Source organism: Paenibacillus sp. FSL R5-0527 (assembly GCF_038008055.1).
Classification (GTDB): Bacteria; Bacillota; Bacilli; order Paenibacillales; family Paenibacillaceae; genus Fontibacillus; species Fontibacillus macerans.
This window is the reverse complement of record NZ_JBBOYI010000001.1, coordinates 4397736-4412588: the sequence shown is the minus strand read 5'-3', so window position 1 is coordinate 4412588 and position 14853 is coordinate 4397736. Positions and strand designations below refer to the sequence as shown.

At 48.6% G+C, this 14853-nt stretch carries 13 protein-coding genes; all 13 read left to right on the top strand.

Annotated features, from left to right (window positions below; translation table 11 throughout):
• Window positions 1-5: 5 nt before the first annotated feature.
• The 13 genes from NYE69_RS19405 to NYE69_RS19345 are packed head-to-tail and all read left to right on the top strand — an operon-like array spanning window position 6 to window position 14789.
• Entirely contained in the window at window positions 6-866 is an 861-nt protein-coding gene (locus NYE69_RS19405; RefSeq protein ID WP_340927476.1) for a radical SAM protein, read from the top strand.
• Window positions 867-886: 20 nt separating this feature from the next.
• Window positions 887-1366, top strand: a complete 480-nt coding sequence (locus NYE69_RS19400) for a hypothetical protein (protein ID WP_340927475.1) — start codon at window positions 887-889, stop codon at window positions 1364-1366.
• Window positions 1356-2252 (top strand): radical SAM protein, encoded by an 897-nt coding sequence (locus tag NYE69_RS19395; RefSeq protein WP_340927473.1) that lies wholly within the window; start codon window positions 1356-1358, stop codon window positions 2250-2252. The genes NYE69_RS19400 and NYE69_RS19395 overlap by 11 nt, the downstream gene beginning before the upstream one ends.
• A gap of 28 nt (window positions 2253-2280) precedes the next feature.
• Window positions 2281-3387 (top strand): aldo/keto reductase, encoded by a 1107-nt coding sequence (locus NYE69_RS19390; RefSeq protein ID WP_340927471.1) that lies wholly within the window; start codon window positions 2281-2283, stop codon window positions 3385-3387.
• A complete protein-coding gene (locus NYE69_RS19385) occupies window positions 3388-4245 on the top strand; it encodes a radical SAM protein (RefSeq protein WP_340927470.1) in 858 nt (285 codons plus the stop codon).
• Window positions 4246-4257: 12 nt separating this feature from the next.
• Window positions 4258-5211, top strand: a complete 954-nt coding sequence (gene prs, locus NYE69_RS19380) for a ribose-phosphate diphosphokinase (RefSeq protein ID WP_340927469.1) — start codon at window positions 4258-4260, stop codon at window positions 5209-5211.
• A 47-nt stretch (window positions 5212-5258) separates the two neighbouring features.
• Window positions 5259-6380, top strand: coding sequence for a radical SAM/SPASM domain-containing protein (locus tag NYE69_RS19375; protein WP_340927468.1), 1122 nt, complete (start codon window positions 5259-5261; stop codon window positions 6378-6380).
• Window positions 6370-7326, top strand: a complete 957-nt coding sequence (locus NYE69_RS19370; protein ID WP_340927467.1) for a ribose-phosphate diphosphokinase — start codon at window positions 6370-6372, stop codon at window positions 7324-7326. Before NYE69_RS19375 ends, NYE69_RS19370 begins: the two co-directional genes overlap by 11 nt.
• A 34-nt stretch (window positions 7327-7360) precedes the next feature.
• Window positions 7361-8575: a radical SAM/SPASM domain-containing protein gene (locus NYE69_RS19365; RefSeq protein ID WP_340927466.1), complete on the top strand. Its 1215-nt coding sequence runs from the start codon at window positions 7361-7363 to the stop codon at window positions 8573-8575.
• The gene (locus NYE69_RS19360; protein WP_340927465.1) at window positions 8520-9713 is read left to right on the top strand and encodes a hypothetical protein; all 1194 of its coding nucleotides are present in this window, start codon (window positions 8520-8522) and stop codon (window positions 9711-9713) included. The genes NYE69_RS19365 and NYE69_RS19360 overlap by 56 nt, the downstream gene beginning before the upstream one ends.
• A gap of 23 nt (window positions 9714-9736) precedes the next feature.
• Window positions 9737-11143, top strand: coding sequence for an amidophosphoribosyltransferase (gene purF, locus NYE69_RS19355; protein WP_340927463.1), 1407 nt, complete (start codon window positions 9737-9739; stop codon window positions 11141-11143).
• Window positions 11140-12960 carry an ABC transporter ATP-binding protein gene (locus tag NYE69_RS19350; RefSeq protein WP_340927461.1) on the top strand — a complete coding sequence of 607 codons (1821 nt, stop codon included), beginning with the start codon at window positions 11140-11142 and terminating at the stop codon, window positions 12958-12960. Before purF ends, NYE69_RS19350 begins: the two co-directional genes overlap by 4 nt.
• Window positions 12961-12974: 14 nt before the next feature.
• Entirely contained in the window at window positions 12975-14789 is a 1815-nt protein-coding gene (locus tag NYE69_RS19345) for an ABC transporter ATP-binding protein (protein WP_340927460.1), read from the top strand.
• The last annotated feature ends 64 nt before the right edge of the window (window positions 14790-14853 follow it).

Here is a 14853-nt window from a genome sequence, read left to right as displayed (position 1 = left end):
AAGACATGAATGTAACGGAAACGAGCTTCCTGAACCAAGTACGTTCAATCAATTCTGTCGACTGGTTCATCACGAACCGTTGTAATGACGTTTGCAAGTTTTGCTATGCCCCGCCTTTTAAAGAGCACCAGTATCAACTGGAGCACTATAAACAAATTGCGCGGCGCATTAAACAATTGAATTTTGAATGGGTCACGCTTTGCGGCGGTGAGCCGACCATGCATCCCCATATCGTCGAGATTGTCCAGTATCTCAAGGAACTTGGATTAAAGGTTACCTTCTACAGCAATGGGATCAATATCAATGTGCTTGCGAAAGTGTATTCTTATGTAGACATCATTAGCCTTCCTATAGATTCAATAGAGGATACTACCGGGAATTTAAGGTCGAAATTGCAGCAAAAGCGAGTCATGGAATGCATCGAGATGCTGAGCAAGCTCAATTGGCAGCCTAAAGTTAAAATCGGAACGGTGGCGACAAAGCAAAATCTCGCTGATTTGCCTCTGATCCAGCAATTGATCGAAAAGTATCCGATAATCACTATTTGGAGAATTTATCAATTCTCACCGGCGGAGCGGGCCAAACAGTATGAACAGCTCTATTCGGTGGACGCACAGGAATTCCATAAGGCGGTACAAGAGCGCACCGACAATATTCAAAACCATCATTATCAAATTTCCGGTCGTTCCAGGGACAGCAACCGCGGATACTGCGTAATAATGGATCAGGAGGGGGATCTGTACCGGTACGAGGAACAATATATCCGTATAGAAAAAAATATACTGACTTCCGGAGTGGAAGAAATCGGGGAGCATTATTCGCTTGATACCCACAGGGAACAAAAAAATTGGCTAAGTCAAGCTTAAACGGAAAGTGAGGTCTAATCATGCCGGATATTCAACAGAAGGTAGAACAACTGTCGGCTTACGGTGCGCTTCTTAAGCAAGAAATTGAAGGACTGGGGTCGGAAATTTTGAATTGCCAGACCGAGATCTGCGAACGGTCCATTTCCGGGATTATCTACCACCTGGACTATCATGAGCAGTTATTTGCCACAAATTATATCAGAAGTCTGCTTTATCTCAAGGAACCGCGGTTTCAAAGCTTTGTGGATGAAGAAGAGTGGAATACATATGCCGCAGATACAACGATGCTGCAACTGGCTTCGTTCCAAAGGGAGCGGGCCAGAAACTGCGAACTTCTGCTCTTATCCTACCCGCATGCGTGGAGCCGGAAAGGCCTTCATGAGAAAAGAGGGCCTGTCAATCTGCAGTATACAGTGGATTCCTTGTTGATGCACGATGAATATCACTTGCTGCAGATCCAGAAAATCAAACAAAGCAGGATTGATCAGAATGCCTGTTAATGTTGGAACCGGCATAACGGAGTGTTATGACAGTTATTGCTGCTTCCGTAACAAGGAAGAATCCGGCTACCGGATTCTGTGGGAACTGACGGCAAAATGCAACTTGGACTGTCCGTTCTGCCACGTCAGCCCAACACGGGAGCTTACCTTCCCGCAAATCGAGGCAATTATGCATCAGCTTAAGGAATTGCCGGTCAGCGATATTATATTCACCGGGGGTGAACCGCTGCTGCGAAAAGATATGTTTGATATCCTTGATCTGGCGCAGCGGCTGAACTTCAAAATGGATCTTTGTACCAATGCTACGCTGGTTACTGAACAAAGCGCGTATAAGCTGATGAAGTATTTGTCGGAAATCTCCGTATCCCTTGACGGCGATGCCGCGGCGCACAACCGAAGCCGCGGGTCTGACAAAGCGTATGACCGTACGATCAAAGGCATACGGACCCTTATTGAAGCAGGGCATCAGGTCCATCTAACGTGTGTGGTTACCAAATACAATTATCAACGTTTACCGGAAGTATTTGAGATCGCGCAAGAGCTGGGGGCGGATTCGCTGGCCTTTCTTGGCCTGATTGAATCGCATATAGCCAATCCGAAAGCCCGCAACGGGCTGAAATTGACCGAGGAAGAACTGCAACAGGTCCGCGAAACCATTACCACATTAAGGAGTCATTCTTCAATGAAAGTAAACACCAAGCGGATTTTTCCGCAAGTGGTCGAAGAACGCTGCACAGCGGGAACTAGAATTCTGGGAATTACAGCGGAAGGTGAACTGCGCAAATGCATTTTGTTGAAGGATGCATTCGTCCATGATTTTAAACAGGGCGTATTGACGGCAGATCAGCTGAATACGTTAGCGCCCCATCATTGCACCTGTTTCTGAATAACAGACTTTAGGTTGCGGAGGTATTATGGCTATTATAGGCAATACAGAACCAGTTAGGCAAGGTGTGACAAGACTGGGGCTCGGCGGCTCAAGCTTGCCTGCCGATCCGGAGACGGCTTATCGGATAATCACTGAAGCGCTTGGCGCAGGAATCCCGTATGTGGATATGGCCTCCCGGTATGTTAATCATCAAGGCGTAACTCTCCTATCCCAGGTGCTGCGCCACAATCCGCGCGCTGCTTTCACATTCGGATACAAATATCCTCACTGGACGATTTCCAGTGAACGGGAATTTTTCTTGCATCTCGAGGAACTGCTGCGGATGCTTAACCTTCCACATCTGGATGTTCTTTTGTACTGGGGATTGACCCTTCAGCAATGCGAACAATACGGGGGCCGAGGAGGCCAGTTTGAATGGATAAACCATGCCCGGCGCAAGGGCTTGGTTCATAAAGTTGGTTTCACTGCAAATGACTCGCCGGCTTCCATCTGCCGTATGATTGATTCCTCCATATTCGAGTCGGTCACCCTTGAGCTCAATCTGCTCCATACGGCCAACTTGCCGGCTGCTGTGTATGCTCGCTCGAAATCGGTGGAGGTCAATGTCCACGGGGTTATGGGAGGCGGAAGATTCGGCAGAGATTCCAGTATTTTAAACCGGATTGTCCCCGGCATTCTCCGGACGCCGGAGTTGGCCTTGCGCTATGCACTGGGAGTTCCGGAGGTTCATCGCGTACTGCTGGGAGTAAGCGGGGAGCAGCAGCTTGCCGAGAATATCGCTTTTAGCGCCAAAGGCGGACTCTCGCCTGACGACAGAGTGCTGGTCGATCAAGTTGTACTTGAAAGCAGCGCTGCCTGGGAGCGGTTCTGTGATTCCTGTGGAGCTTGCGGTTGCTGTCCCCAGGACGTAGCAGTCACGGAGATGCTGAAGCTGTACCCCCTCATCGCTTTTTACGCCATTACTTACTATCCAGTCAAGAAATACACCAGGCTGTTGCAAGATAACCGCGGATATGAGCGGTGTAATTTATGCATGGAATGTGTAAACAGGTGCAAATTCAATACTCTAGTACCCGAGATCTTATCCTTTACGCACACTGTTCTCAATAAAAAGCAAGGAGGGATTACCTGATTGCTGTCCCTAAGAATCAATATTACCAGAGCATGCAATCTGGACTGTGAGTACTGTTACATCGGAAGAACCAATGAATTTCTGGACAAAGCATTCATTGTCGAGCAAGTCGAAAGGTATCGTCCGGAAAGAGTAACCTTGACCGGCGGCGAACCGCTTCTCCACCCTCAGGTGCTGGATATCCTTCAATACCTGATTCAGAAGCGGATCCATGTAAATATGGTTACCAACGGTACCCTGTTGAACCGTTTCGGCGACAGGCTGGGGGAACTTGCAGTGCAAAGCGAATCTAGGGGAATTTCCTTCTCCCTGGGGATCTCCTATGACGGGAACTCTAAAACGGCAATTGGATTGCTAGGCAACCTGACCCGGCTGGGGATCAAGCGGCTTAAGCTCTATATCTATCCCTTCTGGAAAGATGAACACGAATTACGCAGGCTGCTTGAGATTGCGGCCAAAGAGCGGGTGGCCGTTCAGCTGCTGTATCCGGTGCCTCTTGGAAGCCAGCAGGGATATACGGATTATGATCAGTGGAACGAATACGTTCACCAGTTTGCAGCAGAGTCCAGTAGGCTGGAGCTGGAAGCGTATTATCAGCCCAATTGGGCGGAATTGTGTGACATCGACAGCGTGTTGGGTAGTTTGACCGACAATGTGTCAATCGATTCCGACGGCTTGGCCTATGAATGTTGTCTGTTGACCGGACTGGAAAATCATTTAAGGCTTGAGCTAAACGAGAAATGCCAGTGGCGCAACAATGGAGGCTGTCTCGCAATAACCAAAAACCAGGGATGCGATTGGAGATTGGAGGGGCACGCCGCCTCTGCCATTTGTCCGGTTGTCATTTGCAGGGTATAGAAAGGAGTAGCTATGGAATTCGGTATAACTATGCTGCAGAAAGAGCAGCATGCGCTCTTTAGGGAACTGAGCAGCCGGCTTAACTTACCTATGTGCTTGGCCAAAAGAAATATTTTTAGAAACAATGAAATCAGCATCGAGATGGATCCGCAGAATATTCGGCCCCACATGATCGTTCTGTACTCCATGGAAGCTGATATTAATCGTTCGCTGATTGAGCTTTTTATCCTGCTGGATACGCTCAAGAGCAACGGCGCCTTGACCATTTATCTGTTTCTTTCTTATTTCCCCTACGAGAAAGCGAACCGGAGAAATGAAGACCATTCCAATATATCCAGCAAACTGATGTGTGACTTGATGTGTGAAGCGGGAGCATCTGCGATCTATTCAGTGAACCTGCTTTCGGGATCTTTGGAAAGCATGTCGAGGAACATTTATAATCTGGACGCCAAACCTGTATTTGTAGAACGTTATCGGCAAGAACGGTTAAAGCCGTTCCGGGGTACGGCCAGCATTATCGCCGCGGATTTGCTCGACATCGACGCTGCCGTGAAATTGTCGCATGCGCTGAAGATTCCTTTCAGCGGATTCCTCTCCCGTAAAAGAGATCCTCTGACTGAAGGGAGAACCTGGCATCTTACCTGCGACGATATTAAGGGAAGAAATGTACTGCTTTTTGCAAACGAAATCGAAACCGGAGAAACCATTAAAACCAGCATCCAATATCTCTATGAAAAAAGCGCGAAGGATATTGAACTGGTGTGCGTTCACCCCAAATTTCTGATTACCAACTGTTCGCTGCTTAAGGAACTGGACCATGTTAGCCTGGTCGTTACCGACACCATCCCCTGCCTCATGCCGGAGGAGGCCCGGATTAACCGGTTTGAGATTGTATCGATGGCCCCGGTTCTGTATAAGAGCATTATGGAGCTTGTAAAGCACCGTGAGATATTGGCCAACTCATAAACCGTATTCCTGCTAAGAAGCGGAACAATTCAGATGGGAGGTACAGCGTGCTTGAACTGGATTTAAATGTTACGAACCGATGCAATTTGTTGTGTAAGCATTGTGTGTTTAACTCGGGAGCTCCCAACGACGATGAACTCAGCTTGATGGAGATCCGGACCATCATAGACGATGCGAAGGAGCAGGGGCTAGAGGATCTTCACATTACCGGCGGTGAACCGCTGCTGCGGAAAGATTTAACCGACATTATATCCTATGCCGACAGCCGAGGCTTAAAGCTGAGATTGATCTCCAACGGCACGCTCCTAACCGGAGCGAAGCTGACCGAGCTGAAACAGGCGGGTCTCCGGGAACTGATGATCAGTCTGGACGGAATGGAAGGGCAACATGATGAGATCAGAGGATGCCGGGGCAGCTTTCAAAAAACGGTAACGGCGGTGACGCAGGCCGTGCAGATGGGATTCAACGTGAGGGTCAATGCGGTAGCCTTTGCTTTTAATCTGGAGGATTTGCTGGAGTTGGTCCATTTTTTGAATGAGCTGAAAGTGTCTGCGTTCTCGGTCTTTTTATTCTCGCCGACCGGCAGGGGAAGTGCGCTGGAGAGCTGGCTGGTGGAACGGGAGGATTGGCTTGGTTTCTGTGACCGGCTTGCGGGATTGACCCGCGACATGAACATGAAAGTAATTGTCGAGAAGGGCTATCACCTGCTGTCGGAGCCGCCCATCCGGCGCGAAGCTGTCACCGGCCCAGGAGCAGGATGCAGTCAATTGGGCCGGAAGGATGATTATCTGATCATTACATCGGAAGGTAGCGTATGGCCTTGTATCCTCATGGTGAATTCCGGCTATCCTCTGGGAAACATAAGACACAATCCATTGAAGGAAGTACTCGGGCAAAAGAAACATACTGATTTCTATCATTCTCTTCTGACCGGGCTGGAAGAGTGCGAGTGCTGCGGCAACTTTGACCAATGCCAAGGAGGATGCCGCGGCTATGCATTCCTGATGGAGAACGATTGGAAACGAAAAGACCCAAGGTGTTCGGCGGAAAGAGAGTATTTCCCACTATGCCCGATTATGAAGCGGAATTTGAAAACGAATCATATCGGAGGCTCATCGGAACAGGCGATCGGCAGTCAAATCAGGGAGGAAGTTAACCATGGCCTATAGCTGTAGCTTCAACACAGAAATCAAAATTTTTTCGGGCAGTGCCAATGAGGATTTCACCAAAAATATGTGCAGACATTTAGGAATTGAGCCGGGAAAATCGGAGGTAATGAAATTCTCCGACGGGAACACATTTGTCAAGATTCATGAGACTTTGCGGGATAAAGATGTATACATTGTGCAGACCATCGGCATGGATCCCAACAATGAGTTTATGGAATTGCTGTTTTGGATCGATGCGTTCAAACGTGCGAGCGCCAGCACCGTGACTGCAATCATTCCCTATTTCAGTTATGCAAAAGGCGATAAAAAGGATGAGCCGCGGGTGTCTATCCGTGCCAGAGTTTGCGCAGATTGCATAGAAGTTACCGGTGCCGACCGAGTGTTAACCATGGATTTGCACAGTCCGCAAATTCAAGGTTTCTTCAAAAAACCGGTAGATCATCTCCAAAGTATGGAGATTCTGTGCAACAGGCTCCGGGCTATGGGGCTGAAAGACATTGTGGTGGTGTCCCCGGATACCGGGTTTGCCAAAACAGCGCGCAAATTTGCCAGCTGCTTGAACGGCAGCGTGGCTATCGGGGATAAGACAAGGAAGGATCATACGGAGAAGGCGGAGGTTCTTGACATCATTGGCGACGTGGAAGGAAAGACCGCAGTGCTCGTCGATGATTTTACCATCAGCTGCGGAACGTTGATTGATGCGGCACGGGTGCTGAAGAGCCGCGGAGCCGCTCGCATCGTTGCCTGTGTCACCCACTCATTATTGAGGGAAGACGCAGTGCTCCGCTTGGAGGACAGCCCCATTGAAAAACTGCTCGTAACGGATACGGTTGATAACCCCTTCATTTCCACGTCCTCCAAAATCGAAGTGGTATCTGTTGCCGAATATTTCGCCAATGCCGTAAAGATCATTCATGAACGAAAATCGCTAAGCGATATATTCTGAATCCAAGGATATGACAAAATGACGGAGGTAGATTATGAATAAAACTGTAACCATCCCGGATCCGACGGAGCACTACCGAAGAAATGTCGGACCCATTGAGCATACGGAAACCGATGAATGCGAAGTGGATATTGAGAATATTGGCTGGACACTGGGGAATGATTGCCCTTATAAATGCAAACATTGCTACTCCACTTCGGCTCGCATTAAAGGAATGGATTTGACAACGGAGATTGTGGACCGCGTTGTGGATCAAATCAAGCGGCTTGGTGCAAAAACGATTAATTTAGGGGGCAATGAGCCGTTGTTCACTAATGGCATATCTCCCCAAAAAACCTTGTTGCCATATATCATCGAACAGTTGTCAGCCTATAATGTCGATGTCGGGCTTACCACTTCGGGTATTAGCCTGACTTATCTGGAGAAGCACTTCAAATATGCCTTTCATCTGCTGAATGACATTGATATCAGCTTGGATTCTCCCTATGAGCATGAGCACAACGAAAACAGAGGCGGAAAAATCTACAACATGGCACTTGAAGCTCTTGAGGTGTGCAAGAAACACAATAAGCAGGTAACCATTGTGATGTGCGCAATGTCCTGGAATTTTACAGAAGACCGCATCGAAGCGCTTGTGGAATTGGCCCGGCATTATGGTGCCAACTTAAGAATCAATCCGATCAAGCCTGTGGAAGCGAAACATATGGAAGTTGCGTTGACGCCGGACATTTATTATAAAGGCTTCTCCAAATTGATGTCATTGTGCAAAAGCCTGGATTTAACGGAGCCTACATTGGCAGGGATCAGCCACTACGGCAAGTCGAAGCGCTGCCCTTGCGGCCGAAAGTCGTTCCGCATCCATTCCATTACTCCGGACGGGAAGATTCCGATATCCCCGTGCGTATATTTGCATGATTATAAGATCGGAAATCTGGTAGAAGATGATTTGCTGGAACTGGTAGAATCTCCGCAATTCAAGACTTTCCGCCGAAGAAACCGCAACCCCGAGCTGATCGAAGGCTGCCAAAGCTGCGACATCATCGCAAGCTGCGGAGGGGGGTGTGCTGCACGTTCCTATCTGCATCATCTGCATACGACAGGAGAGCACTCGCTTTTTGCCAGAGACCCATTATGTCCTAAGGCAGCGCAGGTTCCGGAATCATGGTTCGAACAGAATCCCGATCTCCCGGAAAATGTCCATTTGGTACATAAGGATTATTTGTGCACTTGGATCGGACAGCCATTATAAACCAGTATTTTATTCGGGTGAAGGGAAGCGTACCGATGCATCCCTTCACCCTGCTGAACAAAGGGGGAGAAGGAATATGGAAACGGGAACACTGCTCAATTACGGGACAGGCAGCATCAGATTGCTGATACCTGAGGAAGCGTTAAGCCGCCAATTAACGGAATACTGCTCATTAATGTATCCGCTTCATGAAGAAACCGGTGCTGCAGCGCATTGGACCTTCAAAATCGTCGGCAGCGAACTGCTCGAGAAGTGCATTCGGAACACGGATAGATCGGCGCTGCTCCAACTGGAGCATGATATGGCGGGATTTAAAGGGCAGAACCGGCAGGAGAGTTGGTTTTTGGAAGCAAAGCGGCAATGGGCGGTATATATCAACCATAAAGAACGGCAGGTACACGCCTGGGTCAGCCAGGATGATCCCTTTAATTTTGCAAGAAAATTAATCAGGCAGATCGTATCCTCCGAGCATCAAAAAGCCGGTGCCGCACTTATTCATGCTTCGGCGGTGGAGTATAACGGCGGGGCCTATGTATTTGCAGGAGACAAAGGTGCCGGAAAAACAACGGTCATGATGAATCTGATTGCGGCGGGAAGCGCTATGTACCTGGGAAATGATGCCGTCCTGCTAACACCCGAGGCAAGGGCCGTACCTGTATTGGCGGGACCGTTCGTCGGCCTGGGTACGCTTGGCGGTATTGATAAATACCGCTGTCTGATCCCCTCCAAATTCGCAGCGGCGCTGGAAGCCAGGGAATCTTCCGATTATGAAGCGTCTGTACAGAAAAAAATAAGTTTTGCTCTTGAGGAAGTGGAAAGGCTGTTGTCAACCACGATTTCTAAAGGTGCAAATATTAAAGCTATCGTCTTTCCGACACTCATTCGGAAGACGGAATCCATCGAGGTGGAGAAGATATCGGCCGACACGGGAGCACAGCTCTTGCAGGAACAACTCATGTACGATCCGAATGATCACCAGAACTGGCTGGAGATCAATCCAAAACCTGATGTTATCGCCTTGAAGCAGCACGTCAAGCGATATACCGATCATACGCCCATGTTCAGAATGAGGTTTGGAAGGGAAAGCAAAGACCTGATTAATGTATTCCAGCGGCTTGTCGCTGAGGCTGATATTTAACAATGGAGAAGGTGTCCCGGTATATGGAAGAGTACGCGGATAAAAGGATAAGAGAAGAATGCGGAATTTTCGGAGTCTATCAACATCCGGATGCATGCGGCTTAACCCGGTTGGGATTACTTTCGCTGCAGCACCGGGGTGAGGAGAGCTGCGGTATCTGTGTGCATAATGAAGGCGAATACATTATGCATAAGGGCGTCGGTTCAGTGGATGAGGTCCTGCCCCGGTTTCAGGCACCCGGAAACCTGGCAATCGGTCATGTCAGGTATTCCACAAGCGGAGGAATTATTGAGCGTAATGCCCAGCCTTTACTCTATCAGGACGACATTCACCGCATCGCTATTTGTACCAACGGACATATTTCCAATGCGGTATCACTGCGGATTGCATTGGAAGCTGACGGTGTTTCGTTCCATACCGCAAACGATGCCGAAGTTATTTTGCGGCTATTAGCGCTTGCCCTATCCAATCATCCATTATCGGTGGTCAAATCGGCCGTTTCAAAGCTTGAAGGAGCCTTCGCTTTACTTGTCATGTACGACGATGTGCTAATCGCCGTGCAGGATCCCTATGGCTACCGGCCGCTTATGCTTGGTGCCAAAGACGGTAGCTATATTCTGGCTTCGGAAACCTGTGCATTGGATACGATTGGAGCACATTTGCTGGAACAGCTAAAGCCCGGGCAGATTCTCCTGTTTGACGGTGGAGAAATGGTCCGGGACGAACTGGAATTCAAACTCCCGCGCAGATTATGTTCACTGGAATTTATTTACTTCAGCAGGCAGGACAGTTATCTTGACGGGGTGCGACTGCATATTTTAAGAATGGAATTGGGAAGAAGGCTGTCTCAAGTGGAGCGGGCAGAGGCGGATCTGGTTGTAGCAATTCCGGAATCCGGCATTCCTGCCGCTATGGGCTATGCGCAGCACGCGGGAATTCCCTATGCAGCTGCCATTTTACACAGCAGATACATGGGGCGGACATTCATTCAGCCAAGCGAAGCTGTAAGGGAAGCAAAAGCCTCTTTGAAATATAGGGTTATTTCGGAAATCGTTCAAAACCGAAGAGTGGTTGTAGTAGATGATTCATTGGTCAGGGGAACTACGTGCTCCCATGTGGTGGAACTGCTAAAAGCAGCGGGGGCCAGTGAAATTCATGTAAGAATCAGCTCGCCGCCGTTTCTAAACGGCTGCTCCTGCGGCATTGATATCAGAAGCCCGGAAGAACTGCCGCTGGCAAGGATGAGCACCGAGGACTTATGTTCATCGCTTGGCGCGGATTCGCTGTCATTTTTAGCTGTACAGCAGTTTGTACAGGTTATTGAAGACGGCAAGCACGGCGAGCCGGGGATTTGTACCCAGTGCTTCCGGGCAGCAAAGCCATTGCCTGAGCGATCCATTTCAAATTCTGTAGCGTTGGAGGCGACATGAAACGAAACATAGGTGTCCCGAAAGATAAGTGGAAGACTATATGCTGGGCGTTTAAGCTAGCCTGGAAAATCGATAATAAGGTGCTGCTGCTATGGATGTGCCTAAGTGCAGCGCTTTCTTTGCTTCCTGCGCTTGCTCTGCATTTCAACCGGGAGATCGTGACTTACATCTCGGGTTTTTTGGCCCACCGAACCGGCAGTTATGACGAAATCATCGCTCCGATTATTGCTTTGGGAATGATCATGACGTTCATTGGATTATCGGCTAGAGTCAATGCTGATCTAATTTATATGATGATGTATGATTCCTATTATGTTGGAATGCAGGAGGTGCTGATGGACAGCCTGCAAAAGGTACAAATTACGGATTTACTGAAGAGCGAAATCAATGATGAATACCGCTTTATCGTTGGGCGTGCAGGCTCACTGACGGATTTTATGAGCAGTGCATGCGCCATTTTGGGCAAGCTGGTTTCCCTGGCTTCCCTTGCCGTTGTCTCCTTTACGCTATCCAAAACCGTATTTGCCTTTACTCTCTTTTACATTACGCTAATGGTAGTATTTAATTTAACCTTCACCCAAAAGATGCGCGCCAATACCCAAAAGAGAAGAAGGGATGAACGCAGGTCGGCATATTTTGAGAAATTGCCCCAGAATACGGGGATAGCCAAGGAAATTAGAATCTATCAAAACATGGAGATGATTATCCGCCAGTGGAACAATGTCTTTAAGAATGTAAGAGGGTACAAGAAACAATTGTTTCTGGATACCGAAATACGTAATTTGGTGGGCGGCCTCGGTTTTTTTTGTTTTCTGATTGCCATTGTCATAACTTCGCTGCAGGGGGTGGCGAAAGGCCGTATAACACCGGGAGAATTTGTTGTCTTATATACGCTCTGCATAAATATATATACAGTACTCTCCGGGTTTGCCCGCAATTTGATCAGTTTTGACGACGGTTTGTTTGGTTTGCAGAAACAATACCGCTTTTTCCATCGCGTTCCATTTACGGAACAACCGCCGCAACTTCCCGAAAGTGCCGGGACCGGGGAGGAGACGCCCGTATTTGAAGTGAAACAGCTATATTTTGGATACAGACCCGATTTGCCTGTGATCAAAGACCTCTCGTTCTCCGTCCGCAAAGGCGAAATTGTTGCGCTTGTCGGCAAAAACGGTAGCGGAAAAACGACATTGTCGAAGCTGCTTCTGGGGATGTATACACCGGTTTCCGGGTCCATCAAGCTTTACGGAAAGCACTTCTCCGAATACTCTGCGGAAGAGATCCGCGGACAGATCGGCGTTTTTTTTCAGGATTTCTATTTGTTCCATACGACGTTCTCGGAAAATGTTGCTTATGGCGATCTGGAGCGTCGGGAAGACCAGGAGGCTATCCAAGAGGCTGTCCGCAAAGGCGGGGCGTGGAAAGTGCTGGCGAAGCTTCCAAACGGATTAAATACAATGCTCGGCAAAGCGGTGGATAAAAAAGGAGTAGAATTGTCCGGAGGAGAGAAACAACGGATTGCCGTGTCAAGAAGTCATATGAGCAACAAAAATGTGCTGATATTTGACGAGCCAGCTGCGGCATTGGACCCGATCGCCGAGATGGAACAATTCATGGATATCCGGCACAAATTGAGCGGACGTACCGCAATTCTGATCAGCCACCGCATTGGCTTTGCGCGGTTGGCGGATAAAATTATTATGATGGCAGATGGGGAAATCGTCGAGACGGGCACACATGAGGTATTAATGTCCCTAAAGGGACAGTACGCCGATTTTTTTGCCCAGCAGGCCCAGTGGTACGAATCTGTTAACTAGGCGGAGGTGTTATAATGCAGCAAGAGATCCAGGAACCGGGAGGCACCTTATTGCGGGCTACCCCGAAAATATTAATCAGAGCCCTTGAGGTCAGCTTCACCACGCAGAGCCGAGCTTCTATGTGCGTCAAATTGGCCGGTTTTTTTGTTGCGCTGTTTCCAGTGATGATTTCGGGCACTCTCAGTTCACTCACTGACCAGGTACAGGAGCTGTACGGCAACGGCAACGATAGGCTTGCCGGCGCAATGCGAACCTTCGGATGGCTCGCTTTGCTTTATATCACCCAGTTGGGTTTCCATGCACTGCAGGGGTATTTTGCCAATCTGGACACCTTGAACATTCAGGCTTACATCAAAGAATCCGTAATGCGCTGCACCTGCCGTGTCCAGTACAAATATATTGAGAACTACAACAATTTCAAGGAGAAGATTGTGTTTGCGGATACATATGCCGGATTTCGTGTGGCCCAAAGCATTCAGAGCATCATTGCATGGATACAACACTTGATTACGTTTGTCAGTATTATGTTTGTGCTCTATAATGTCCATCCGGCAATTGCAATTGTGCTGATAGCTACCTGCCTTCCCTCAACCCTCCTGGCGTACAGGCAAAAGGACGAGGACTATCTGTTCAAAACGAAATTCATGAAGGAAGGGGCATTTGTCATTCATTATTTTCATGATTGCTGTGCCCAACATACACTGAATGAGGTGCGTTATTTTGGATTGTTCGATTATTTAAAGCGGAAGTGGAAAAGGTCGGCCAACCACTACATAGGGATTAAAAATAATATGACTAAGGTTCATGTGCTTCATAATTCCATTGCCGATCTATTGCGCAACGGTGTCTATATCGCCGTTCTTTTGATCGTCGTGCATGAAATTTTTCAGAATCCGCTTGCAGGGCTGGGCACATTCATGCTCGTCCTGACGCTAGCTGGACAATTGCAGGATACGACTGCCCGGTTGCTTGTCGTTGCGGCTCAATTCGTTGGCGATGCCAAATTCATGAGGGATTTCTTTGAGCTTGAGGACCTGGAAGCCGATGCTTTGGACAAGGATGCCGTTCCGCTTGCCCACGCCGACATTTGCTTCCATAACGTCACTTTTACTTATCCCGGGGCTAATGCCCCGGCGATCCGGAATTTGAATCTCTCGATTCGGCAGGGCGAGAAGGTGGCCATCCTGGGCGAGAACGGGTCGGGGAAAACTACCTTTGTCAATTTGCTCTGCGGCTTATACGAGCCGGACAGCGGAGAAATTACCGTAAACGGCGAAAACATCGCGACTCAGCTTGCCAAGGTTAGAAGCAGCATTTCGGCGATTTTTCAAGATTTCGGCAGATATGAAACGACGCTCCGCGAAAATATTGTGGTATCGGATTACCGGAGAGCCCATGACGATGCTGCTCTAAATGAGCTTGCCTTGAAAGCCGGAGCAGAAGGCCTTATACACGCTAAACCAAACGGCTTTGATGAAGTAATCGGTACCTTTAATGATGAAGGCAGCAATCTGTCCGGGGGAGAGTGGCAAAAAATCGCTATCATGCGTGCGGCTTACCGCAACAACGTGAGGGTCATGATTCTGGACGAGCCGACCGCAGCGCTGGATCCTGAGGCCGAAGCGGACCTTTATCGCAATTTCACCCAGCTTACCGGAGACAAAACGACACTCTTGATCTCACACAGGCTGGGGATTGCGGGCATCGTTGACCGGATACTGGTATTTGATCAAGGCGAAATCGTTGAGGATGGCTCACACGCTGCCTTAATCAGGCAAGACGGAAGATACAGCCGGATGTACAAGGAGCAGACTAAGCTATATGTATAGCGGCCGCTTTGGCCTCGGATAAATAAACATTTCCCACCCAAAACGGTTTGCCCCCTGCCCCAAC